The following is a 23,124-nucleotide window of genomic DNA, read 5'->3' on the forward strand; positions in this document are numbered from 1 at the left end:
AAAATTGAAGAAACATATAAAAAGACAATTACGTGTTTATCGTTATGTCTTTTATAAAGAAACGCTTGTAGACCCACAAGAGCACTTTTGGTCATTCCTAGGTGCCTTTGTGGGTATTTTTATTATTGCATTTATCCAGTCGTTTAGTTTACCTCAATTGGAAAATGTATTTTTAATCGGTTCTTTTGGCGCTTCATCCGTTTTGGTCTACGGAGCGATACAGAGTCCTTTGGCGCAACCGCGTAACCTTATTGGTGGGCATGTGGTATCGGCTATCGTTGGGGTGACTGTTGGACTGTTGTTGCCCGATATCATTTGGTTAACTGCGCCTCTTGCTGTGGCATCGTCCATCGTTTGTATGCAAGTGACGCGGACGTTACACCCGCCTGGTGGAGCGACAGCGCTGATTGCTGTCACTGGCGGTACAAAAATAGCATCGTTAGGATATTGGTATGTATTAAGTCCTGTCTTATCGGGAACTGTTATCTTACTTTTGGTGGCTCTGTTGTTTAATAATATTACACCAAAGCGCCATTATCCAGTCAAAAGTTCGCGCTTGAGACGTTCTAGGCGTAGGCAATTGAAACTAAAGCGTAGGATATAAAAAAAGGACCGTTACATTGTAACGGTCCTTTTTACTTCATATACTATTGGAAAACTAATATTTAGATCTAGATCCTTGGCGTTTGCCAGAGAAGTCTCTGAAGCCGCCTTCGCGACGTTCGCCTCCACGACTACCACCACCTGAACGTTCTCCACGGTTGCGATCTCTGCGGTCACCGCCACCACTACGTGGGCCACGGTCTCCACCACGAGGTCTACCGCCACGTCCACCTTCGGAACGGCCACCTCCTTCTCCAGATACTTCGATACGTACTTGACGACCGTTGAAATCGATGTCTTTAAAGCCATCAAATACACGGTTAACTTCTGCATCTTCCACTTCAAAGAACGTGAAAACACCTTTAAGGTCGATCTTACCAATTGATTTGCCAGAGATCTTTGCTGTGTTACAGATGAAACCAAGCATATCTCCACGGCTAAATTCATCGACAGAACCTAAGTTCATGAACAAACGGGTATAACCTTTAGATCCTTGGCGACTTCTGCGGTCATCGCGATCACCTCTTTCTCTACCGGCACCTTCACGGGCTTCGATATTTAAGTCAGGCGCATTTTGGTAATATTCCAAGAAACGGTTGAATTCCAATGAAGCAAAGCGTTTGATGATATCTTCTTTAGACAAATCTTCCATACTTTCCATAATCTTTGGTAAGAATGGTGCAATTTGCTCTTCGTTGATATCTACATTGTGTACTTTGTCTACAAGGGCGAAAAGTTGTTTTTCACATACTTCTGTACCTTGAGGAACTTCTTTTTTCTCAAAAGATTTACCGATAATTTTTTCGATGTGACGGATTTTACTCAATTCTTTAACGTTTACTAACGATAAAGAGATACCTGTTTTACCCGCACGAGCTGTACGTCCTGAACGGTGCGTATAGTTCTCTACTTCATCCGGTAAAGAGAAGTTAATAACGTGAGTTACGTCATTAACGTCGATACCACGTGCAGCTACATCCGTTGCGATAAGCAACTGTAAACTACGGTCACGGTAACGTTTCATTACTTTATCACGTTGTTGTTGTGAAAGGTCACCATGCAGTGAATCTGCATTATAACCATCTCTAACAAGCGCTTCAGCAATTTCTTGTGTTTCGATCTTTGTACGACAGAACACGATACCGAAGATTTCTGGATAGAAATCTACAATACGTTTGAACGCCGCATATTTATCTTTAGCCTTGATTAAATAATAATGGTGCTCAATGTTTGCGTTACCCGTATTTTTTGTACCTACGGTTAACTCGAATGGGTTAGACATATAGTTTTGTGCTATACGACGAACCTCTCTAGGCATGGTTGCTGAAAATAACCATGTTTTCTTAGTGTCTGGTGTTTCCGAAAGGATATTGTTGATATCTTCTTGGAAACCCATGTTCAACATCTCATCAGCCTCATCCAATACAACGTATTTTACATTGGAGAAGTCAATGGCATTTCTGCCGATGATGTCAAGCATACGTCCCGGTGTAGCAACAACAATCTGTACACCACGACGGATTTGACGCAATTGATCTGAAATATTTGCACCACCATACACCGCAACAACGTTAACGTTATCGATGAACTTAGCAAATTTTTCAATGTCTTTTGCGATTTGTAAACATAGCTCACGGGTAGGGCAAAGCACTAACGCTTGAGGATGTTTTTGAGAAAAGTCAATTAACTCTAATAGTGGAAGACCAAATGCCGCTGTCTTTCCTGTGCCGGTTTGGGCTAATCCGACAAAATCGTCGTTACCAGTCAATAAAACAGGAATGGCTTTTTCCTGAATAGGAGATGGTTTTTCAAAACCAATCTCAGTGATGGCATTAACAACTTCATGACGGATTCCCAATTCTAAAAATGGGTTCATGAAATAAAATATACAATAGGCACTATTGCCTAAGGCGGTGCAAAGATAAGGAAAATTATTTAATTATTATAATCATTTTGCAAACAGAACTTTAAGGTTTGTAGCGAATCATTGACTTACTGTTATGTGGCTTGGATATTTTAGGCCATAAAAAAACCTCCCGAGGGAGGTTCTTTAACTTTATAATGTGGGTTAGTCTAGTACAAAGTAAACTCCACACGACGGTTAGCCTGACGGCCTTCTGCTGTTGCATTTGTTGCAATAGGCTGTGTTGGTCCGTAACCAGTCGCTTCGATACGTGAAGGATTAGCTCCTTTAGATACTAAGTAAGCTTTTACTGCCTCGGCTCTTTCTTTCGATAGACGCATATTCAATTGCATTGAACCTGTGTTATCTGTGTGGCCTGCTAGTTTCAAGCTAAAGTTTTTCTCAATCAAGATCGCTGCAACACGATCCAAAGAAGCGTATGATTTCTCACGGATTGTTGATTTGCTCAATTCAAACTCTAAGTTTTTGATGGCTTCGTCAACGACTTTCTTATCTTCTTCGGTGATGATTTTTTCGATAACAGTTGTCTCGTGTTTAATCTCAGGAAGTGGACAGCCTGAGCCATCTACTTTAGTGCCTGAAGGGGTGTTCGGACATTTGTCAAATTTATTTGGAACACCGTCACCATCATCATCTTTCAAGTCACTATCCCATTTGTCTAATCTCGCTGTCAATGCATTGTTTGCTGCTTTTAGTGCATCACGCTCTGCTTTAATGGCGTCGTATTTCGCTGCGTTGTCTGCTAGTAAGGTAGCGACAGGGTTACTGTTTCCTAAGAATGGTTTGGCAGTCGATCCTAAAGCGAATTCAACACCTGCGTGGATGTATGTGAATACATCAGGTTGGAACACGCCATTAACAACACCGTCAAAGTTTTTGTTAACAAAGTTTAATTGGTAGCCTAAGTCAAAGTTTACACCTTTAGCGATCGCGAATTTCAAACCGATGTCAGCAGGAACATACATTTTCGTGATTTTGTCCTGTTTAGTTTGTGTGTTACCATCGATAAGCGTTGCTTCAGAGTTCATTACACCTAAACCTAATGCCGCATAAGGCTTCATTACGCTGTTGAAGAATCTCCAGTTTACGTTGGCTAGCGTGTACTCTCCAGATAAAGCTACGGAGTACGGGATTTTTGTTTCAAAACCTGTTCCTAATACCGCATTTTTTCCACCTACTTTACCACCTAAGTATTGTGCTTTAATGCCGAAAGAAGGTGAGATTTGTTTTTTAACATACACGCTGTATCCTGCGTTGTTATCCATGTCCGTATTGCCTCTGCGTGCAAAGTTAAACAAGTTCGTTTGGTTAAGGATACCTCCGTTTACACCAATAGACCACGTACGATATTCTGAACTGCTACCTAGTGGCGTAGTACCCTCGATTGTTGATTTAGTTTGTGCTTGCGCACCAGCTGAAATCAAACCAGCTGCGAGTAAGAAAGTTAAATTTTTAAGGTTTTTCATACTTGTTTATTTTTTTTATGCAAAGTTATAATATAAAACGTTACACGCTGTAATTATTAAAATAAAGATGTAGAAAAAAGTTTACATTTTACAAAATTATCGTTTTAAATAATGAAATTTTCTTCATTAATAGCGCTTGTTTCACCTTTACGTTAACTTGTTGCGTGTACTTTGGCGAAAAATTTCGGGATAGTAGATTCATAAGCAAGCTTCCTTACGATGTTTTCTTCCACTAATTTACGGAAAATGCTCTTTCTGCTCTTCGTGACGAGAAGGATGTCTATTTGCTCATCGATGATTACATTGTCTATGGCATGCGATAGGTTCTCTACGGTCCGGTTGTAGAGCACTTGTGATTTTACCGTATAAGAGATGTTTGTAATTCCGGTCTTTGCTATAATCTGTTCGATCCAAGCTTGGAAGCGCTCATCGATAACAGCGATGGTCTCGTCATTCTTGTTTACATGGATAAGTACCAGTTCAAAATTATTGCCCAGTAAGTTGATCGCTTGTTCCAACGCCTCAAATTCTGCAGGTTTGAAATTGCATAATAAACCAATGCGTTCTTTTTTGAATACCGTTATTTCTTTAGGTACTGCGAGCACCGGGGTTTTGGAGTTCAAGATTACATCATATGTGTTGCTTCCAAGGAATACAGATTCGAGACCAGAAGATCCTTTAGTTCCCATAATGACGGCGTCGTAGTTAAACGCAGCTGTCACTTTACTGATTTCTTCGTAGAGGTTTCCGTCCTTAAAGATTTCATGGCAAACGACAGTTGGATATTTGATCTCGATTACTTCGATCAGTTTTTTCATGCTTTTCTTAGCGATTTCCACTTGGGGGTCGACCAATTCGGGGTTAACCTCTCTATTCACAAACATATTTGAGCGCATCGTGAACACATGCGCCAAGTCTAGTTCATGGTGTTCGGGATTACTTTCAATGATCTGACATGCATATTCTACCGCTACCTGAGAGTATTCGGAAAAGTCTACTGGAACTAATATTTTTCTCATGTTGAATTGTGTTATTAAATAGTTTTACTAAAAAAGGCTGGGGTTTGAAGATCCAACGCCATTGCTTTCGATATAGAAGGTGTGAAAAGTCTTTGAAAGAACGATTTCCGACTCTTGGAAACAAGGATAGTTTCTATTTTCGCAACTTCCACCAGTTTCGCGATAACCTCGGGGATGGTGTCCAGATCTCGATCATCTTTTACGGTTGGCGAGATTACATATCCGATTTTTTCGATATGGTTGAACTTACGAATGTTAAAAATCCAAGCGTCTAGTTTCGCTTTGACTTCATCTACATCCTCATGTTCATCATAGATATGGATTAATTCCAGATCTATGGTCTTATTATATAACTGTAAGAACTCTTGTAAGGTTAACAATTCATCAGGTTTGAAGTTTGTTAACAAGCCTACTTTATCACTATTTGTGGTTATGGCTATGTTCGGGATCGCAATCACCGGAATATTTGATTTTCCAATAATTAGGGCCGTATTGCTTCCCCAGAAGATATTTTTGTCTACGGATGCGCCCGTGGTGCCCATAACAATAGCTTCATAATGTCCCTGTTCGGCTTGTTGTGGGATAACTTCCTCTAGCAGCCCCCTTTCATTACTGTAGGATATGGCCAGTGTCGGGTAGGCATTTTGAAGTTTTTCGACCCATTCTTTCATGGTGATATCCGCCTTGAGGGTGTGACTGTCTTCATCGATGTTTTCCGTGTCCGAAAAACCGGAAGACAGCGCCGTGTAGCAGTGTAAGATATGAACCCCGTATTGCTGTTTTACTGCTAGTTGGGCAGCATAATCGGCGGCATGATAAGCATTGTTTGAAAAATCGGTGGGTACTAAAAGTTTCTTCATGTCTTTGAATATGAGTGCTTCTTACGTCGTAAGAGATACCTGTTTATGTGTCTTTATAACGAAGATATTTTTCCACCGAAAATTACGAAAATTTCATGGTATTGGCGCCTTGTTTGGTTAACATTTTGTCAGAATAGCGTCTACTCCTTAATATTGAGCGCAACACATTGTAAGACCAAGCATTTTTGAGTAACTTTGCCCATCAAAAAAATAGCATAGAATTCCATGACCAGTAAAGAAATACGCGAAGCTTTTTTAGCATTTTTCAAGAGTAAGGGGCATCAGATTGTGCCATCGGCGCCTGTTGTTGTTAAGAACGATCCTACTTTGATGTTCACCAATGCCGGGATGAACCAGTTTAAGGAATTGTTTTTAGGCGAAGCACAAGCCAAGTACCCACGCGTAGCCGATACACAGCGCTGTCTGCGTGTATCTGGGAAACACAATGACTTGGAAGAGGTGGGGATCGATACCTATCACCATACCTTGTTCGAGATGTTGGGGAACTGGTCGTTCGGTGATTATTTCAAGAAAGAAGCGATTGCTTGGGCTTGGGAATTGTTGACCGAAGTTTACAAGTTGGATAAAGATCGGTTGTATGTTACCATTTTTGAAGGTGATGCAAGTGAGCGCTTAGATCGTGATATGGAAGCATATGACTTTTGGAAGGCGCTTATTGCAGAGGACCGTATTCTGTTGGGTAATAAAAAGGACAACTTCTGGGAAATGGGGGAGACGGGACCGTGTGGGCCTTGTTCAGAAATTCATTTCGATATGCGTAGCGACGAAGAGCGTGCGCAAGTGAAAGGGCAGGAGCTAGTTAATGCAGACCACCCACAGGTTATTGAGATCTGGAACTTGGTATTTATGCAGTTCAATCGCCTGAAGAATGGTAGTTTAGAATCACTACCTGCTAAGCATGTGGATACGGGGATGGGCTTTGAGCGCCTTGTACGTTGTATTCAAGGGAAAACATCAAACTACGATACGGATGTTTTTCAACCTATCATTCAGTTTATCGCAGAACGTAGCGGTATTGCCTATGGTACTGATGAAAAAACTGATATTGCGATGCGCGTATTATCGGATCACATTCGCGCTGTAAGTTTTGCGATTGCGGATGGCCAATTACCATCTAATAATAAGGCTGGGTACGTTATTCGTCGTATCCTTCGTCGGGCAGTTCGTTATGCGTATACTTTCTTAGATTTTAAATCTCCATTTATCAACGAGTTGGTGCCTTTGTTGGCGGCACAGTTTGAAGGCGTGTTTGATGAATTGATCCAACAAGTGAGTTTTGTACAAAAGGTTGTACTGGAAGAGGAAGTGTCTTTTTTACGTACCTTAACTACCGGTATCCAGCGTTTTGAAAACTATGCTGCAGAACATACAAGTGTAGATGGTGAATTTGCTTTTGAATTGTTTGATACGTATGGATTCCCAATCGATTTAACGGAGCTTTTATCGCGTGAGAAAGGGCTTCAAGTGGATATGGAAGGATTTAATATCGCTTTGCAACAACAGAAGGAACGCTCCCGTGCAGCGACTGCTATTGATACGGGCGACTGGGTTGTGGTGCAGGATGATGACGAGTCGACTTTCGTTGGCTACGATTATTTGGAAGCAACAACGCAGATTTTAAAATATAGAAAAGTATCGGCTAAAGGAAAAGATCAATATCAGTTGGTGCTGTCTGTTACGCCATTTTATGCGGAGGGCGGTGGTCAGGTTGGGGATTCCGGTCTGTTGATCTCTGAAGCAAATGAGAAGGTGCATATTATCGATACAAAAAAAGAAAATGGATTGATTGTACATTTTGTAAATCAATTGCCACCGGTACTTACAGGGGATTTTCAGGCTATCGTTGATAAGACGAAGCGTGTAGATACCGAGAATAACCACTCTGCAACCCACTTGTTGCATGCTGCATTGAAACAGGTTTTAGGTGACCATGTTAACCAAAAAGGTTCTTTGGTATCGCCTAATATCTTACGTTTTGATGTCTCGCATTTTGCGAAAATCAGTTACGAGGAGATTAAACAGATTGAGGATATTGTCAACCAAAAAATCCGTGAGAATATCAGCTTGAAAGAGGAGCGTATGGTTCCGTATCAGCAAGCGATAGATTCAGGTGTTACCGCATTGTTTGGTGAGAAGTATGGCGACTATGTTCGGGTGATCACTTTTGAGGATGCCTTCTCGAAGGAATTGTGTGGCGGAACACACGTGCGTTCTACTGGTCAGATTGGATTTTTCAAGATTATCAGCGAGTCGGCTGTTGCAGCGGGGGTACGTCGTATCGAAGCAATTACTGGTACACAAGCGTATGCCGTGATTCGGGAACAGTTTGAGCTGGTTGATAAAATGCGTGAGCTGATGAATAATCCGAAGGATTTTGTTGCTTCGGTAGGCAAATTGATTGAAGATAACAGTGAGCTTCGTAAAGAGATTGAGAACGCAATCAAAGAACGTTCTTTGGCGCTGAAGAGCGACTTGGAAACGAAGTTCGAAGTAATAAACGGTGTTAATTTCTTGGCGATGCAAGTCGATCTGCCAAATGCAGATGCGGTGAAGACACTCGCGTATGCATTGAAAGGTGCGATGGATAATGTGTTTATCGTATTGGGTGCTGATTTTGACGGTAAGCCAAGTTTGACGGTTACCATTTCGGATGATTTGGCGAAAGAAAAGGGATGGAATGCTGGAACTATTGTAAAGGATTTGGCAAAAGATATTCAAGGTGGCGGGGGCGGTCAGCCGTTTTTTGCTACGGCTGGTGGAAAGTTGAGTGCTGGCCTGTCTAAAGCAATTGCGCGGGCAAAGGATTTCTTGAATTAAGATAACGAATGATATGAGAAAGATTTTAGGTTGTTTAAGTGTGCTCGGAGCTATGGCTTTCGTGAGTTGTTCAAATAAGGATGTTATTCATGTTTCTGGGCATATTGAAAACCCGGGAAATGTAAAGGTTGTCGCCTTTTACGAAGGGGATCGTAAGCTCGATTCTGTTTTTCTGGCCGACGGCAATAAATTTAAGTTTGAACGAGAGGCTACACAACCTAGATTACTTTCGCTAGCTGTTGGCAATAATAAGTATCCGATCATCCTGACACCGGGCGAGGAGCTGAAATTTGTTGCGGATATGCATAGCCCGGAGAATTATAGCGTGGAAGGGTCTGCGTTATCATCGGCATTACAAGGTTTTGCGCCATACAAGCGGAGACAGGAGTTTGTGCAAGATTCGCTACAGTCTGCTTTTGCGAAGGCGACGGCAGATAAAAGCTCTGAGGAAATCGAAAGTTTACGTTTTGCTTACTTGACGGAGTTTAAAGCGAAGCTTGCTCAATATACGACGCAAGCCGTTGATTTTGCGAGCAAGCATAAGAATCTAGCGGGCTTCTATGCCATCAGTACGTTGGATCCCGAAGTGGCAGAACGTGAAATCTTAGCCTATGCGGAGGAGATTAAAGATCAGTTTACAGAAAATAGGTATGTATCTCAATTTAAGGAAGAGGCAGCTAAGTTAAAGCGCTTAGCGATAGGGCAACCGGCTCCAGCATTTGATTCCTTTACACCAGATAATAAACCGGTGAAGCTTGCGGATTTCAAAGGTAAATATGTGTTGGTTGACTTTTGGGCTTCTTGGTGTGCTCCGTGTCGACAAGAAAATCCGAACCTTGTAAAACAATACAATACGTATAAGGATAAAGGGTTTACTGTTCTGGGGGTTTCCCTGGATAATAATCCAGGAAGCTGGATGCGTGCTATTAAGGACGATGGTTTGACATGGCCACAGGTCTCTGACTTACAAGCTTGGAGCTCAGCACTTGTGGTAGACTATAAGATAAAAGCGATCCCTACATCTTACTTGTTGGATCCGGATGGGATTATTATTGCTAAAAACCTTCGAGGAAAGGAATTGGAAAGATTTTTAGAACAAACTTTGCGTTAATATTTATGTTTATCTATTGTTAACACTTAACAATATGATAACACTACATTAACTTTGATTTACCATTTAGTACATAATTTAGCAAAAAAACAAGTATGAGTGCCAAACAGAAAATACTAGTGGTAGATGATGAACGTGATATCGTTGATTTGATCTCCTACAATTTAACAAAAGAAGGATATCAGGTCTATCAGGCTCATAATGGCAAAGAAGGTATTGAGATCGCTAAACAGGTAAATCCGGATTTAATCATTTTGGATGTTATGATGCCTGGCATGGATGGTATTGAGGCTTGCCGCTTAATGCGATCAATGCCTGAGTTTAAGCATACCTTTATGGTCTTTTTGACGGCTCGTAGTGAGGAATATTCTGAAATAGCTGGTTTTAATGTAGGGGCGGATGACTATATCGCCAAACCTATTAAGCCCCGCGCATTGATGAGTCGTATTAACGCTATTTTACGTAGAAATGCGAGCGAGACGGTGGTGGAGAGTAGTGATAAGCTGGATATCATGGACTTGGTTATCGATCGGGATTCCTTTTTGGTTTATCGTGGAACGGAGAAGATCGTCCTTGCTAAAAAAGAGTTTGAGTTGCTTTATCTTTTAGCATCTAAGCCAAATAAAGTGTTTACGCGGGAGCAGATCCTTAAAGCGATATGGGAAGATTCTGTCGTTGTTACTAACCGCACGATTGATGTACACATTCGTAAGTTACGTGAAAAAATTGGTGAGAATTATGTGTTTACCGTTAAAGGTGTAGGCTACAAATTTGAGCTGAACTAGTATAGAACAATACAAAGAAATTATTGCATGTATCCCTGATCAATTTGGTCGGGGATTTTTTTGTCCTGTGCGTTTTGACAGAACGAGATACTGATGATCTTTGACATTGGTTTGATGTGATTTTCTTCCTAAAATTCGGTTTTTAGGATAATAAAGGTTAAATTGTAAAGAACATGTTAACTTGTTGTTTGTTAATATTATGCAAATAAATTAGTCTATGGAGCATCAACACGAAATGAAAAATGGCGCCTGTGCAATCTGTGGTCAGACCGAGAAAGTATATATGAATGCCGGAGCAGGTCATTTGATAAAGGATACGAAAACGAAGAAGAAAAAAGCCGAAAGTCACGCTGGGCACGACCATGATCACGACCACAGCCATGAGCTTGAGGGCGGTTTGGTCAAACTGTTTACACCAGCGATCATCAGTTTAGTTTTATTATTGACTGCTTTGGCATTAGACCATTGGGTAAAACCGGACTGGTTTGCGGGATGGGTTCGTTTTATTTGGTATGTACTTGCTTATGTCCCGGTGGGTCTCCCCGTCTTGAAGGATGCCTATACAAGTATCTTGAGAGGCAACTTTTTCTCTGAATTTTTCTTGATGGGGATTGCGACGCTAGGGGCCTTTGCCATTGCAGAGTACCCAGAGGCGGTAGCTGTCATGCTTTTCTATGCTGTAGGAGAGAATTTTCAGACCCTTTCCGTTTCGCGTGCAAAAGCCAATATTAAAGCGCTTTTAGATCAACGTCCGGACGAAGCGACTATCCGTGTAGGGGCAGCGACGAAAGTAATAAAAGCGGAGGAGGTTACCATTGATGATGTCATCCTGCTTAAACCGGGTGAGAAATTAGCATTGGATGGCGTACTCATCAGTAGTTCAGCTTCTTTTAATACGGCTGCGTTGACTGGAGAAAGTAAGCCGGACACGAAGAAGGAAGGAGAGGCTGTATTGGCGGGCATGATCAATCTGAATACGGCGTCTGAGGTGCGTGTGACAGCGGCTTACGAAGATAGTAAACTGAGTAAAATCCTAAAGTTGGTCGAGGATGCGACTGCGCAGAAAGCGCCAACCGAACTTTTTATTTCTAAGTTTGCGAATATATATACACCGATCGTGGTGTTTCTGGCGATTGCGATCGCATTATTACCCGCTCTTTTTGTGCAGGATTATGAATTCCGTGATTGGTTGTACCGAGGTTTGATCTTTCTGGTGATCTCTTGTCCGTGTGCGCTGGTTATTTCTATTCCGCTAGGTTATTTTGGTGGTATTGGGGCGGCCAGTAAGAATGGTGTACTGGTGAAGGGAAGTAATTTCCTCGATGTGCTTGCGAGTGTTAAACATGTGGTCATGGATAAGACGGGTACTATGACCGAGGGTGTATTTGCCGTACAGGAGATCCATTTCAAAAATCATATGGACCAGGCAACGCTGATGCGGTACGTGGACGCGATAGAATCGTACAGTACGCACCCTGTGGCGACTGCAATTCATCAGTATGTAGGCGAAGAGGGCGAGAAAGTGGTTGTCTCTGGCGTGGAAGAAGTTGCGGGACGCGGTTTACGTGGCTTGGTGGAGAACAAGGAGCTCTTGGTCGGGAATTTTAAACTACTGGACAAGTTTGATATTTCTTATGATGTTGACCCTAATTCTATTGTTTACACGACTATTGCGGTGGCGTATGATGGTTTATTTCAAGGTTACTTAACCATTGCTGATAAAATTAAAGAAGACGCTGCACAGACGATTAAACGACTTCATGATTTGGGCGTCCAGACCACCATGTTGAGTGGGGATAAGAGCACGGTGGTAAAATATGTAGCGGATCAGCTGGAGATTGATAATGCTTATGGTGATCTTTTACCCGAGGATAAGGTAGCTTATTTTAAAGATATTAAAGTGGCTGATGGGGCTAAAGTTGCTTTCGTCGGCGATGGCGTAAACGATGCGCCTGTGGTGGCTTTAAGTGATGTGGGGATTGCGATGGGTGGTCTAGGAAGTGACGCCACGATAGAGACGGCCGATGTGGTGATTCAAGATGATAAGCCAAGTCGGATACCTGTAGCCATCAATATTGGTAAACGTACGAAACAGATTGTTTGGCAAAATATTACCATGGCATTCGTTGTAAAGGCGATTGTTTTGGTCTTGGGTGCCGGTGGTCTGGCAACCATGTGGGAGGCGGTTTTTGCGGATGTCGGGGTTGCACTATTAGCAATCTTAAATGCTGTACGTATTCAACGGATGAAATTCTAACGACAGACTTGTCATTAAAATCCCCCGAGGACAATCTGTCCTTGGGGGATTTTTTATATAGGAGATAGGTTACGTTTGTGGTTTCCTACATATACAATCGGTGATATGCCAAGGGGGTCTTTCCGGTATATAGTTTGAAGTCTTTGAGGAAATGGTTGGCATCGTAGTACCCGGTTGAAACAGCTACATTCATCAGGTTGGGCGTACCGGAGCTAGTCAATATGCGGTGGGCTTCTAGGAACCGGTGCATTTGGATGTATTCTTTTGGTAGAAGCCCTATGTTCTTTATAAAGAAGCGCTCGAGCCATTTATAATTTACGCCAGTATTTCTGATGAGGGTCGAGACCGTATCTGTTCCCTGTGCCCGTTGCATATACATTAATGTTGCTCGTAACTCATCCTGGCTTTGTGGCTCCTTTACGACGTGTCTGATATGGTTTTCGATAAAGATGGTTTTTTCTTTTATCGTGTTGCACGTGAAAAAGTCTTGTACCGCGAAACCATTCTTCTGTGCGAGGTGTTCAAAGGGGACGACTGCCTGGTGCCGAAAATATTGTGTATTGATCGTAAACAACTGGTAAAAGGCTTTGGGGTGAAAGCGTACAATAAAGAGTTGGTCGATATGGTTGTATTCGACATATGTGTTTTTAATGGCTCCCCCATTAACCCAGGCTCCTTGAATGTGCGTTGTGCTGTTTGCTGCAATTACAGATGCCGTATCTCGGTATTTTGGGAGAAATACAATCGCTGGGAAACCATCATTGAAAATGAGGTGTCGTTGTTGTACTGCTTCTTTTTTGAACACATAAAAGCCCTCGATGATGGAGGTCAGTTCTGGTGATGGACTGATTCGGTATCCTGTATCGTTAAATTCCGCTTGTTGTATTTTTTGCAGATAGTTAATGGGCATGACACAAAGGTACGACAATTGTCGACGAAAGGGATGTTTACCCGCTGTCTAATATTTACTATGTACCTCTTTTAAATAAGCTTAGCTTTGTTATATAGGAGGATAATGACATGATTATTAAAACAGAAGCGGAGCTGTTGGGCATGCGGCAGGTGAGTGAGGCTGTTGCGCATACATTAAGGCAGATGCGGGACTATACGGAGGTCGGTAGGTCAACGAAAGAAATCGATGATTATGGGAAGCAGTTGTTGCTGGCGTATGGTGCAAAGTCCGCACCGTTCGAAACGTATGGCTTTCCAGGCTTTACTTGTATCAGCGTTAATGGTGAGTTTGCGCATGGGATTCCTTCGGATCAGGTGAAGCTTAAGAATGGAGATATTATCAATATCGATGTATCAGCAGAGTTGAATGGCTTCTGGGCGGATAACGGGTGTTCGTTTATTGTGGGTGATGATACGCAAGGCCTACAACATTTGGTGGATACTTCCAGAAGTATATTGTTAGACGCTATTGGACAGATTCGAGGCGGGATGCTTATATGTGATCTCGGAGGGCGGATTGAAAAGGGAGCTAAGCAGGCGGGTTAGACCGTTATCCGTGATTTAGGTGGGCATGGTGTAGGGCGTAGCTTGCATGAGGAGCCCGACGCTATTATGAACTATTACGACCGTGATGATCGGAAACGCCGCTTTCGCAAAGATTCCGTGGTGGCGATCGAGACGTTTATTTCTACGGTATCGACGTTGACGAAAACGTCAGCGGACGGATGGGGGTTCAGTGGTAATAAGGGCGGTTTTGTGGCGCAGCACGAGCATACCTTGTTGGTTACTGCCGGAGAGCCTATAATCTTGACCGTCGCGAATGGGATTTAGCAGTTTTGATTATTTGTCAGGGTTAGATATCGCTAACGATTTTAAGATGTGGTATTCTAGTGAAATGCTTTTTGTTGAGTGTTGCAATGGGGATTTTGTAGACAACGCAGGTTGCTGCAATAAAAATATCTCTAAATTCAATCATTTCATTACTGCGCCTTAGTTTGTGATAAATCTCAGCAGCTTTTAAAGCTATTTCTTTTGAGAATGAGAGTACAGGGAGATCCTCAGTCAAAAGTTTAAGATCATTTTGTTTCTCTTTAGTTGTGGCTCCCATGTAAAGCTCGTACAGAGAAACAGAAGAAATAAAAAGTTGCTGTGTATTTGAAATACGGTATAATGTAGAAGCTGTTTTATTGGAGATTCGAAGATGTTCTATGAATAGGCTCGTGTCAATTACCATTTTGGTATCTTTATACCAGTAATTGTTCCACTCACTTTTTTTAGAATCTCCAAATCTTGCTTAGACCAAGTGCTGATTTTCTTGAGTTTTTGTTTATACTTATTGCTGTTGAATTCATCTTCTTTAGAATAGGATATACCTTGATCATTTAAGAATTTTTTTATGAGTGTGCTTTTCTTCTTTGGTATGTTTAGTATTAACTTATCCATAATCATGAAGTTACGAATTATTTTCGTATATGCTGCTTACTGCCGGAGAGCCTATAATCTTGACCGTCGCGAATGGGGTTTAAGGAGATGGAATTTTAATTAAAAAGTGCTTCTCACAGCAGAAAAAGAGGCCTGCTGAAAAATAAATACGCTAAAAACCAGCAACTTTGTAAAAACATTACAAATATGTTTTGGAAAAACTGAAACAAGCCCTATATTTGCATCGTTATCAAAAGAAACAGCTTGCCCAGCTGGCGGAATTGGTAGACGCGTTGGTCTCAAACACCAATATCTTCGGATGTGCCGGTTCGACTCCGGCGCTGGGTACTAAAAGCCTCTTTACGAAAGTAAGAGGCTTTTTTTATTGTCCTTGCCTCAACAAGAGGACAACGTGCACATAGACTTATTATGGGATCCTTCGTAGTCCCTTTTGAATAAGAATATAATGATCTTTTAAGGGAAATTTGCTCCTGTTCCTCCATGTCTCTTGGTCTGCTATCTGCCCCTGTAACAACGAAAGGAAAAAAAATAAATCGATTTTTCCGAGCTATGCTTTATTTTTGCATCGATGAATAAAATTATCCTGCACAAAGGAAAAGACAAAGCCGCCTGGCAACTGCACCCATGGGTGTTTTCGGGTGCAATCAAGCATATTCAAGGTTCGCCTACCAACGGTGAAGTTGTAGAAGTATTTAATATCGATAATGAATTTATTGCATATGGCGTTTACAGTGGACTGTCTCGTGTCGCGGTACGTTTGTTGGAATGGCATCCCGATAAGCATATTGATGAGAGTTGGTGGCGCGATCGCGTTCGTCGGGCTGTGGCACAGCGGAAACACCTATTGAATGAATCAAACGATACGTGTCGGCTTATCTTTGCTGAAGCCGATTTTATCCCCGGACTTATAGCTGATAAGTATGCCGATTTTATCTCTATCCAGGTACATGCTGCTGCTGTAGAGCGTGTCAAGGAATGGATTGTAGACGAATTGGCAACGCTCTTGAAACCACGTGGAATCTATGAACGCAGTGATCTGAAATCGCGTGAGCATGAAGGTCTGCAGGATACAAATGGTGTTGCCTACGGCGAAGTACCACCTGAGTTTGTGGATGTTATTGAGAACGGTATCAAATATCAGATCAATATTTTGGAAGGACAGAAGTCTGGCTTTTATTGCGATCAACGTGAGAATAGAGCCTTGACAGCACAGTATGTGAAAGGAAAGCGAGTATTGGACTGTTTTAGCTATTCCGGAGGTTTTACATTAAATGCTTTACGGGCAGGTGCTGCTTCTGTCGTTGCTGTGGATAGCTCGGCATTAGCGATTGAAACATTAAAAAGGAATGTTGAAGTTAATAGCTTTGATACCAACACATATAAGGCTGTTCAATCGGATGTAAATAAATATTTACGTCAGCTGGGAGAAGAAGGGGAGAAATTTGATGTTATCGTATTAGACCCGCCAAAATATGCGCCATCCCGATCCGCGCTTGATAAAGCTTCAAGAGCATATAAAGACTTAAATAGAAGAGGATTGATGCTCTTAGAGAGCGGTGGTCTGTTGGCTACATTCTCTTGCTCGGGCGCGATGGATATCGAAACCTTCAAACAAGTTATTGCTTGGGCAGCCTTGGATGCCGGCAAAGAAATTCAATATATACGTCAGTTCACGCAACCGGAAGACCATCCTGTTCGCGCTTCCTTTCCAGAAGGGGAGTACCTGAAAGGATTGTTGGTGCGCGTGGTGTAGCGATCACCTATTCAAAGGAACTGCCCCGTCAAGTGAGAAGTGACGGCGCAGTTTTTATTACTCTTTATCTTTAGCAGATTGCCACTTTTTGCTGCCAGCCTGAGCTATGTCATACTGAGCCTGTCGAAGTGCTGTCGAAGTGTTTTGTAAACTCTGCTAGCGCGAGCCTGCCTGCGGTAGGCAGGTTTTCAACTTGTGCTTTGGGCGGGTGAGACACGAGCTACAAGCTCGCGCCAGCATGAGTCGAAATAAGGATTAATTAACTTCTTAACCCCTATTTAACAAGGTCGAGCCAAGCTTGAGCCATTAGGTTGGCGCCTGCCATGGTTGTATGCACGCCATCCGTGGTCCACACATCTCCAGCACCTCGTTTTCCGGCTTGATCGAATACCTGCTGATACGGTAGAAATACCGCATTAAATTCTTTTGCAACCTCTTTCGCCGCTTGTTGATAACCCAAGAAATCAGGATACCAATCGTCTGTTACATATTTTACATTTTTGACACCAAACGGTTCCGCTATAATCAGCCGTACATGGGGGAGCTTCGATAGCGTACCCTCTAAAAGCTGTTGGTATTGTCCCTTATATAATGCTGGTGTGTTTATTGCACCTTTGTCTTTTGTGCGCCAGAAGTCATTTACACCAATCATAATACTTAAGACGGTGGGTTGTAAGTCAATCGTATCACGTTGCCAACGTTCTTGTAAGTCTGGTACACGATTGCCGCTAATACCTCGGTTATAGACTTTGATGTTCTTATCAGCAAATTTATTGAGCAGCGTTCCTGCAGCAATCATGGCGTAGCCACTTCCAAAGCCATTTGCCGTATTTGGATTTAATTGTTCGCGGTTACGGCCTGCATCGGTAATAGAGTCCCCTTGAAATAGAATAATATCATCTTTCTGGATACTGATCTTAGGTGCCAGTGCATTCGTGTCGGATGCCCGTACCAAGCCAGGGGCCAATGCGGCACCACCGAGGGTGAGGAGTCCTTTGGTTATAAAATTTCTTCTAGTTTCCATGGTTTAAGTAGGTTTATGAAGAAATAAAAGTAACCTTTTTAACAGAACTTTTCAATCGCTTCATTGATTATTTTACAAGCGTCTTGAATTTCGGCGATCGATATCGTTAGAGGCGGTGCGACGCGGAGTGCTGTTTCACAATGTAAGTACCAGTCGATCATCAGCCCTTGTTCGGCGCAGTATGAACTTACGGCATATACTTGATCAAATGTTTCCAACTGTAGGCACATCATCAAGCCGAGACCACGAATTTCCTTAATCTTTGGGGTCTGCAGCAGAGATCGGAAAAGATCAGCTTTCTCTTGTACCGTTTCTAGGAGCTTCTCTTCTTGAATTACCTGTAAGGAAGCTTGTGCTGCAGCGCAGCTGACAGGATGTCCTCCAAATGTTGTGATATGGCCCAGCATTGGATTATCCTTAATGACATCCATAATCTCCTTGCGTGCGACAAAGGCACCCAATGGCATACCACCACCAATACCTTTAGCTAACATCAGGATATCGGGTACGATTCCAAAATGCTCGAATGCAAACATCTTTCCTGTGCGCCCGAAGCCCGTTTGGATTTCGTCAAATATTAAGAGCGTGCCCGTTTCATCACAACGCGCGCGTAACGCTTGCATATAAGATGCGCTAGGAACGCGGACACCAGCCTCACCTTGTATCGCTTCGACGATTACGGCTGCTGTATCGGTGGTAATTGAAGCTAATGCAGCTTCATCATTGAAGTCGATGAAATCTATTTCCGGCAGGAGCGGGGCATACGCTTCGTGATAAGCCTTGTTGCCAATAAGGCTCAAGGCACCTTGCGTACTGCCGTGGTAGGCATGGTTTGCGGCGATAATCTGTCGGCGTCCCGTGAACTTTTTAGCAATCTTCATGGATCCTTCCACCGCCTCTGCGCCACTGTTCGTTAAATAAACCGATTGAAAGCTATCTGGTAGGGTTGCCAAAAGGTTGGTAGCAAACTGAACCTGTGGTGCTTGAACAAATTCGCCATACACAGTTACATGTAGATAGCGTTCTAGTTGTTCCTGAATCGCGGCTATTACTTTAGGATGGCGATGGCCAATGTTGCTTACATTAAAACCAGATACCAAGTCCATATATTTTTCGCCTTTCGGGCCATATAGGTAAACGCCCTCGGCTTTAACAATTTCAAACAATCGCGGTGAATTGGATGTTTGTGCTGTATTCTGTAAGAATAATTCTCTATTGCTTATCATGATCGTACTGGAAAGGTACAAAGTTACGTATAGAAAAATAAAAAGGGGTTGAAAACAACCCCTGTAATTACTTTTGTATTCTCTTGATGAGAATTTCAGTGAAATTTTGTTCTATCTCGAAGAATTGCGAAGCTCGGGACTGACCGATTACATCGGCGAAGCGTTTTCGATATTGTTTCTTGAGGTCTACTTCTTGCGAATCATATGAAATAACGTCTCTTCGTCCTGCAGCTAATGAGTTCACTCCCCTCGGGGCAGCGGCTCCCTCTCTTCTTGCCGATTTAATTTCCCACATCTCTTTATTATACTGATTGTAGATCGGAAAGAATTTTTGCGCCTCTGCTTGGCTTAGGTTCATTTCTTTCGTGATGTAAGCTATTTTCTCGTTTTCAATAGCGGCAAATCTCTTTGAATTCGGTGACTGTGCATGCACCGCTTGTAAAGAAAGGAAACCTGCACAAATTATTGTCAATAAATACTTAATACTCCACATTACAACATGTATTTTAAATAGTCTTCTATATCATCCTTATCTACATTTTTGCCAATTTCTTCTTCATCTTTTGGTTGATAGATAGATTTCATAACATACATAAGGTCATTACTGTCCATTGAATATGCGAGATAGTTCAATATCTCCGCATCGGATACTTGCTGTAAAGGCGCTTGTGCAGCTACTGTTTGCGGATCTTCCGTAACAATGGCTTGGTACGAGGTTACACCGAGTACCGTTGCGACACAGGCTGCCGCAGCATATTGAACCCATTTCTGAAAATTCAAACGACGCACAGGTGTTGTTACCTGTGGTGCACTGGTTTTGGCCTTTATTTCTTTTGTTAAGTTTTCAAGATAACCGTTCGGCATCGAAAACCCTGTTTCTTGGACACGATCCCGTAAAGCAGCTTCTCGTACCTGGCCATGGATGTTGTTTTCAAGCTCGTCAAAATACCCTGTAGGAACGGTAAAGGACTCCGCAGGAAGTAAGTTGTCGAATTTGACTTGTACACGTATGCTGGCAGAAAGGGTGTCGAAATAATCTTCAGGAACACTAAAGCCATCCGATGTGTGAGACCCAATTTGTTTGTCAAGCTTTACTGTGGACAGGATTTGTTGCTCTAGGTTTTGAAAGTACTTTTCGGGAACCGTGAAAGAAGAAGCTGCCCCATCGCGCAGTTTCTCTAGTTGTACTTGACTATTGATCTTTTGGGATAAATCAGCGAAGTATTCTGGAGGAACAGCGAAAGGATTCACACGCATTACATCAGGAAGATTTAGATCTTCCATGTCATCATGATATGTGTTGTTCTCTTTCATAGTATCTTATATAGATGCCCGAAACCCGTAAAGGTTTAATCGTGTGTAACAAAAAAGTTCTCTATTTTTTTGACAGCAAGATGATAAGATGCTTTCAAAGCTCCGACACTGGTCCCTAGAATATCTGAAATCTCTTCGTACTTCAGATCTTCAAAATATTTCATATTGAAGACCAATCGTTGTTTTTCAGGTAAGGTTAGTAGTGCTTGTTGCAGTTTCATTTGCGCTGCATCGCCGTTAAAATAGCTGCCTTCCGTTAGGGTGTCAGCAAGATAAGCAGAACTGTCGTCATCCAACGACACGTTCTGCTTTTGTTTTTTCTTGTTCAGAAAGGTGATACACTCGTTGGTCGCAATACGATATAACCACGTGTATAGTTGTGAATCTTCCCGGAATTTCCCGAGGTTTCTCCACACCTTGATAAACACATCCTGAACGACATCGTCGGCGTCGTCATGGTCAATAACCATGCGACGGACGTGCCAGTATATTTTTTGTTGATATTTTTTTAGTAAATAGCCGAATGCCTCTTCGCGTGTTTGCTCATCAGCAAATTTTGATATGATTAAGGCGTCTTCCATTTGCGCAAAAAAATTATTTTCTAGTGATTACTTTGCGAGCAGCAGCTACGATAGATGTTGCATTTAAGCCGTATTTCTCCATCAATTGTGCTGGTGTACCTGACTCACCGAAGCTGTCATTAACCGCAACAAACTCTTGTGGAGCTGGAAGTTTAGTCGCTAACAATTGTGCTACGCTATCACCCAATCCGCCTAAACGGTTATGCTCTTCTGCCGTTACTACACATCCCGTTTTTGTCACTGATTTTAAAACAGCTTCTTCGTCCAAAGGTTTGATGGTATGGATATTTATTACTTCGGCATTGATACCTAGTTTTTCCAGCTCTTCACCCGCTTGGATCGCTTCCCATACTAAATGACCTGTTGCAATGATGGTTACATCTGTACCTTCATTTAACATGACTGCTTTACCGATTTCAAACTTCTGATCGGCAGGCGTGAAGTTAGGAACAACCGGACGGCCAAAGCGTAGGTACGCTGGACCTTCGTGGTTTGCCAAAGCAATAGTTGCTGCTTTGGTTTGGTTGAAATCACAAGGGTTGATTACCGTCATGCCTGGAAGCATTTTCATCAAACCGATATCTTCTAAGATTTGGTGTGTCGCACCGTCTTCACCTAACGTTAAGCCAGCATGCGAAGCACAGATCTTTACGTTCTTATCTGAATAAGCGATAGACTGACGGATCTGATCGTAAACACGACCTGTTGAGAAGTTCGCAAATGTTCCAGTGAAAGGAATTTTACCACCAATGGTAAGACCAGCAGCAATACCCATCATGTTGGCTTCAGCAATACCAATTTGGAAAAAACGCTCCGGAAAAGCATTGATAAAGTCGTTCATCTTTAACGAACCAATTAAGTCCGCACATAAAGCGACAACATTTTCGTTTTGTTTTCCGGCTTCCAATAAACCCGCACCGAAACCTGAGCGTGTATCTTTTGACTCCGTATATGTATACTTTTTCATTTTCTTAATCTAAAATCTATTTTAATAATCGCCCAACGTTCTTGGTAACTGGTTCAATGCTGTCTCTAATTGTTCATCATTTGGTGCAACACCGTGCCATTTATGTGAACCCATCATGAAGTCTACACCATTACCCATCTCCGTATGTAGTAAGATGATAACAGGTTTGCCTTTACCGGTTAGGGATTTCGCTGTGTCAATTCCTTCCACGACAGAAGCCATGTCATTTCCTTTCAGGACATCCAATACTTCCCAGCCAAAAGCTTCCCATTTAGCGCGTAAGTCGCCCAATGATAAAACTTGGTCGGTGGAACCATCGATCTGCGCTCTGTTGTAGTCTACAGCGGCAATAATATTATCCATTTTATTATGAGGTGCATACATTGCTGCTTCCCATACCTGTCCTTCTTGCAACTCGCCATCGCCCATTAAAACATAAACCAAGCTGTTGTCGTTGTTTAGTTTTTTTGCTTGAGCAGCACCAAGCGCTACCGAAAGGCCTTGGCCTAAAGAACCTGAAGCGACACGGATTCCCGGAAGGTGTTCGTGTGTTGTCGGGTGACCTTGAAGACGAGAGTTGATCTTTCTGAATGTCGCAAGCTCGCTCACCGGAAAGTAACCCGCTCTAGCTAAAGTACTGTAGAAAACAGGTGAAATGTGACCATTAGAAAGGAAGAATAAATCTTCGCCGATACCATCCATGTTGAAAGAAGGATCGTGCTTCATCGCATGAAAATACAAGGCTACGAAATAATCCGTACAACCTAATGAACCACCAGGGTGACCAGATTGGCAAGCGTGTACCATACGTACGATATCACGTCTTACTTGTGATGCAATCTGTTCAAGTTTGTTTATATCTGCACTCATTTTAAATATAATGTTTCTATTATTTTGGAGGTAAAGTTAATGATTTTTAACAGAGTAGGGGGGATAAAATTGAATAAAAAAGAGCCGCAACATTTTCGTTGCGGCTCTCTGATATTTTGTATGTTTTTGGGT

The 23,124-nt window shown here is 42.3% G+C and carries 20 protein-coding genes, 1 tRNA gene and 1 pseudogene; 8 read left to right on the plus strand and 14 right to left on the minus strand.

The features are described 5' to 3' along the window. Positions 1–4: 4 nt before the first annotated feature. On the plus strand, positions 5–604 hold the full coding sequence (locus tag E2P86_RS03545; RefSeq protein WP_085472103.1) for an HPP family protein: 600 nt from the start codon (positions 5–7) through the stop codon (positions 602–604). A gap of 54 nt (positions 605–658) precedes the next feature. Here E2P86_RS03545 and E2P86_RS03550 read toward each other — a convergent pair whose 3' ends face one another. The 4 genes from E2P86_RS03550 to E2P86_RS03565 form a co-directional block, all read right to left on the minus strand. Beyond that, positions 659–2,479, minus strand: coding sequence for a DEAD/DEAH box helicase (locus tag E2P86_RS03550; protein ID WP_085472102.1), 1,821 nt, complete (start codon positions 2,477–2,479; stop codon positions 659–661). Between the two features lie 197 nt (positions 2,480–2,676). Continuing rightward, a complete protein-coding gene (locus E2P86_RS03555; RefSeq protein WP_085472101.1) occupies positions 2,677–3,993 on the minus strand; it encodes an OmpA family protein in 1,317 nt (438 codons plus the stop codon). Positions 3,994–4,145: 152 nt separating this feature from the next. Further along, the gene (locus E2P86_RS03560) at positions 4,146–5,012 is read right to left on the minus strand and encodes a universal stress protein (protein ID WP_134430797.1); all 867 of its coding nucleotides are present in this window, start codon (positions 5,010–5,012) and stop codon (positions 4,146–4,148) included. Positions 5,013–5,026: 14 nt separating this feature from the next. Beyond that, positions 5,027–5,872, minus strand: a complete 846-nt coding sequence (locus tag E2P86_RS03565) for a universal stress protein (RefSeq protein WP_085472099.1) — start codon at positions 5,870–5,872, stop codon at positions 5,027–5,029. 225 nt (positions 5,873–6,097) lie between these two features. Between E2P86_RS03565 and alaS the strand changes: the two genes are divergently transcribed. From alaS to E2P86_RS03585, 4 genes are all read left to right on the plus strand, one after another. Then, on the plus strand, positions 6,098–8,710 hold the full coding sequence (alaS, locus tag E2P86_RS03570) for an alanine--tRNA ligase (protein WP_085472098.1): 2,613 nt from the start codon (positions 6,098–6,100) through the stop codon (positions 8,708–8,710). Between the two features lie 13 nt (positions 8,711–8,723). Beyond that, positions 8,724–9,821: a TlpA disulfide reductase family protein gene (locus E2P86_RS03575; protein WP_085472097.1), complete on the plus strand. Its 1,098-nt coding sequence runs from the start codon at positions 8,724–8,726 to the stop codon at positions 9,819–9,821. 95 nt (positions 9,822–9,916) lie between these two features. Continuing rightward, positions 9,917–10,606, plus strand: coding sequence for a response regulator transcription factor (locus E2P86_RS03580; protein WP_085472096.1), 690 nt, complete (start codon positions 9,917–9,919; stop codon positions 10,604–10,606). Between the two features lie 217 nt (positions 10,607–10,823). Continuing rightward, on the plus strand, positions 10,824–12,863 hold the full coding sequence (locus E2P86_RS03585; RefSeq protein ID WP_134430800.1) for a heavy metal translocating P-type ATPase: 2,040 nt from the start codon (positions 10,824–10,826) through the stop codon (positions 12,861–12,863). Between the two features lie 85 nt (positions 12,864–12,948). Here the strand turns inward: E2P86_RS03585 and E2P86_RS03590 are convergent, their stop codons facing one another. Continuing rightward, entirely contained in the window at positions 12,949–13,773 is an 825-nt protein-coding gene (locus E2P86_RS03590) for an AraC family transcriptional regulator (protein WP_085472094.1), read from the minus strand. Between the two features lie 143 nt (positions 13,774–13,916). Here E2P86_RS03590 and map point away from each other — a divergent pair. Beyond that, a pseudogene (gene map / locus E2P86_RS03595) lies at positions 13,917–14,645 on the plus strand (type I methionyl aminopeptidase). Positions 14,646–14,667: 22 nt separating this feature from the next. Here map and E2P86_RS03600 read toward each other — a convergent pair. Together E2P86_RS03600 and E2P86_RS03605 are read right to left on the minus strand one after the other, a co-directional pair. Continuing rightward, on the minus strand, positions 14,668–15,048 hold the full coding sequence (locus E2P86_RS03600; RefSeq protein ID WP_085472092.1) for a type II toxin-antitoxin system VapC family toxin: 381 nt from the start codon (positions 15,046–15,048) through the stop codon (positions 14,668–14,670). Next, positions 15,042–15,257: a hypothetical protein gene (locus tag E2P86_RS03605; protein WP_134430804.1), complete on the minus strand. Its 216-nt coding sequence runs from the start codon at positions 15,255–15,257 to the stop codon at positions 15,042–15,044. Before E2P86_RS03605 ends, E2P86_RS03600 begins: the two co-directional genes overlap by 7 nt. 245 nt (positions 15,258–15,502) lie before the next feature. On the opposite strand from E2P86_RS03605, the gene E2P86_RS03610 reads away from it, so the two are divergent. Then, positions 15,503–15,584, plus strand: a tRNA-Leu gene (locus tag E2P86_RS03610). A 241-nt stretch (positions 15,585–15,825) separates the two neighbouring features. After that, complete coding sequence (locus E2P86_RS03615; RefSeq protein ID WP_134430807.1) at positions 15,826–17,010, plus strand: class I SAM-dependent rRNA methyltransferase; 1,185 nt, start codon at positions 15,826–15,828, stop codon at positions 17,008–17,010. A gap of 274 nt (positions 17,011–17,284) precedes the next feature. Here the strand turns inward: E2P86_RS03615 and E2P86_RS03620 are convergent, their stop codons facing one another. The 7 genes from E2P86_RS03620 to E2P86_RS03650 all read right to left on the minus strand — a co-directional run bounded on the left by E2P86_RS03620 (position 17,285) and on the right by E2P86_RS03650 (position 22,992). Next, positions 17,285–18,034 (minus strand): SGNH/GDSL hydrolase family protein, encoded by a 750-nt coding sequence (locus E2P86_RS03620; RefSeq protein ID WP_134430810.1) that lies wholly within the window; start codon positions 18,032–18,034, stop codon positions 17,285–17,287. Between the two features lie 38 nt (positions 18,035–18,072). Then, entirely contained in the window at positions 18,073–19,260 is a 1,188-nt protein-coding gene (locus E2P86_RS03625; protein ID WP_134430813.1) for an aspartate aminotransferase family protein, read from the minus strand. Positions 19,261–19,327: 67 nt separating this feature from the next. Continuing rightward, complete coding sequence (locus E2P86_RS03630) at positions 19,328–19,753, minus strand: hypothetical protein (RefSeq protein ID WP_085472087.1); 426 nt, start codon at positions 19,751–19,753, stop codon at positions 19,328–19,330. Further along, positions 19,753–20,574: a hypothetical protein gene (locus tag E2P86_RS03635; protein ID WP_134430816.1), complete on the minus strand. Its 822-nt coding sequence runs from the start codon at positions 20,572–20,574 to the stop codon at positions 19,753–19,755. The genes E2P86_RS03630 and E2P86_RS03635 overlap by 1 nt, the downstream gene beginning before the upstream one ends. A 35-nt stretch (positions 20,575–20,609) precedes the next feature. Continuing rightward, the gene (locus E2P86_RS03640) at positions 20,610–21,155 is read right to left on the minus strand and encodes an RNA polymerase sigma factor (protein WP_085472085.1); all 546 of its coding nucleotides are present in this window, start codon (positions 21,153–21,155) and stop codon (positions 20,610–20,612) included. Between the two features lie 13 nt (positions 21,156–21,168). Further along, on the minus strand, positions 21,169–22,122 hold the full coding sequence (locus tag E2P86_RS03645; protein WP_085472084.1) for a transketolase family protein: 954 nt from the start codon (positions 22,120–22,122) through the stop codon (positions 21,169–21,171). Between the two features lie 21 nt (positions 22,123–22,143). Continuing rightward, positions 22,144–22,992, minus strand: coding sequence for a transketolase (locus E2P86_RS03650; RefSeq protein WP_134430820.1), 849 nt, complete (start codon positions 22,990–22,992; stop codon positions 22,144–22,146). Positions 22,993–23,124 lie beyond the last annotated feature (132 nt).

It is taken from the genome of Sphingobacterium psychroaquaticum (genome assembly GCF_004421025.1).
GTDB classification, from domain to species: Bacteria; Bacteroidota; Bacteroidia; order Sphingobacteriales; family Sphingobacteriaceae; genus Sphingobacterium; species Sphingobacterium psychroaquaticum.

Bases quoted from the DNA above. Each gene is read 5' to 3' on its own strand.
- E2P86_RS03640 (WP_085472085.1), bottom strand. From the start codon at position 21,155: ATGGAAGACGCCTTAATCATATCAAAATTTGCTGATGAGCAAACACGC.
- E2P86_RS03590 (WP_085472094.1), bottom strand. From the start codon at position 13,773: ATGCCCATTAACTATCTGCAAAAAATACAACAAGCGGAATTTAACGAT.
- E2P86_RS03565 (WP_085472099.1), bottom strand. From the start codon at position 5,872: ATGAAGAAACTTTTAGTACCCACCGATTTTTCAAACAATGCTTATCAT.
- E2P86_RS03550 (WP_085472102.1), bottom strand. From the start codon at position 2,479: ATGAACCCATTTTTAGAATTGGGAATCCGTCATGAAGTTGTTAATGCC.
- E2P86_RS03555 (WP_085472101.1), bottom strand. From the start codon at position 3,993: ATGAAAAACCTTAAAAATTTAACTTTCTTACTCGCAGCTGGTTTGATT.
- E2P86_RS03620 (WP_134430810.1), bottom strand. From the start codon at position 18,034: ATGGAAACTAGAAGAAATTTTATAACCAAAGGACTCCTCACCCTCGGT.
- E2P86_RS03580 (WP_085472096.1), top strand. From the start codon at position 9,917: ATGAGTGCCAAACAGAAAATACTAGTGGTAGATGATGAACGTGATATC.
- E2P86_RS03615 (WP_134430807.1), top strand. From the start codon at position 15,826: ATGAATAAAATTATCCTGCACAAAGGAAAAGACAAAGCCGCCTGGCAA.
- E2P86_RS03630 (WP_085472087.1), bottom strand. From the start codon at position 19,753: ATGTGGAGTATTAAGTATTTATTGACAATAATTTGTGCAGGTTTCCTT.
- E2P86_RS03650 (WP_134430820.1), bottom strand. From the start codon at position 22,992: ATGAGTGCAGATATAAACAAACTTGAACAGATTGCATCACAAGTAAGA.
- E2P86_RS03575 (WP_085472097.1), top strand. From the start codon at position 8,724: ATGAGAAAGATTTTAGGTTGTTTAAGTGTGCTCGGAGCTATGGCTTTC.
- E2P86_RS03585 (WP_134430800.1), top strand. From the start codon at position 10,824: ATGGAGCATCAACACGAAATGAAAAATGGCGCCTGTGCAATCTGTGGT.
- E2P86_RS03560 (WP_134430797.1), bottom strand. From the start codon at position 5,012: ATGAGAAAAATATTAGTTCCAGTAGACTTTTCCGAATACTCTCAGGTA.
- E2P86_RS03645 (WP_085472084.1), bottom strand. From the start codon at position 22,122: ATGAAAAAGTATACATATACGGAGTCAAAAGATACACGCTCAGGTTTC.
- alaS (WP_085472098.1), top strand. From the start codon at position 6,098: ATGACCAGTAAAGAAATACGCGAAGCTTTTTTAGCATTTTTCAAGAGT.
- E2P86_RS03600 (WP_085472092.1), bottom strand. From the start codon at position 15,048: ATGGTAATTGACACGAGCCTATTCATAGAACATCTTCGAATCTCCAAT.
- E2P86_RS03605 (WP_134430804.1), bottom strand. From the start codon at position 15,257: ATGGATAAGTTAATACTAAACATACCAAAGAAGAAAAGCACACTCATA.
- E2P86_RS03635 (WP_134430816.1), bottom strand. From the start codon at position 20,574: ATGAAAGAGAACAACACATATCATGATGACATGGAAGATCTAAATCTT.
- E2P86_RS03625 (WP_134430813.1), bottom strand. From the start codon at position 19,260: ATGATAAGCAATAGAGAATTATTCTTACAGAATACAGCACAAACATCC.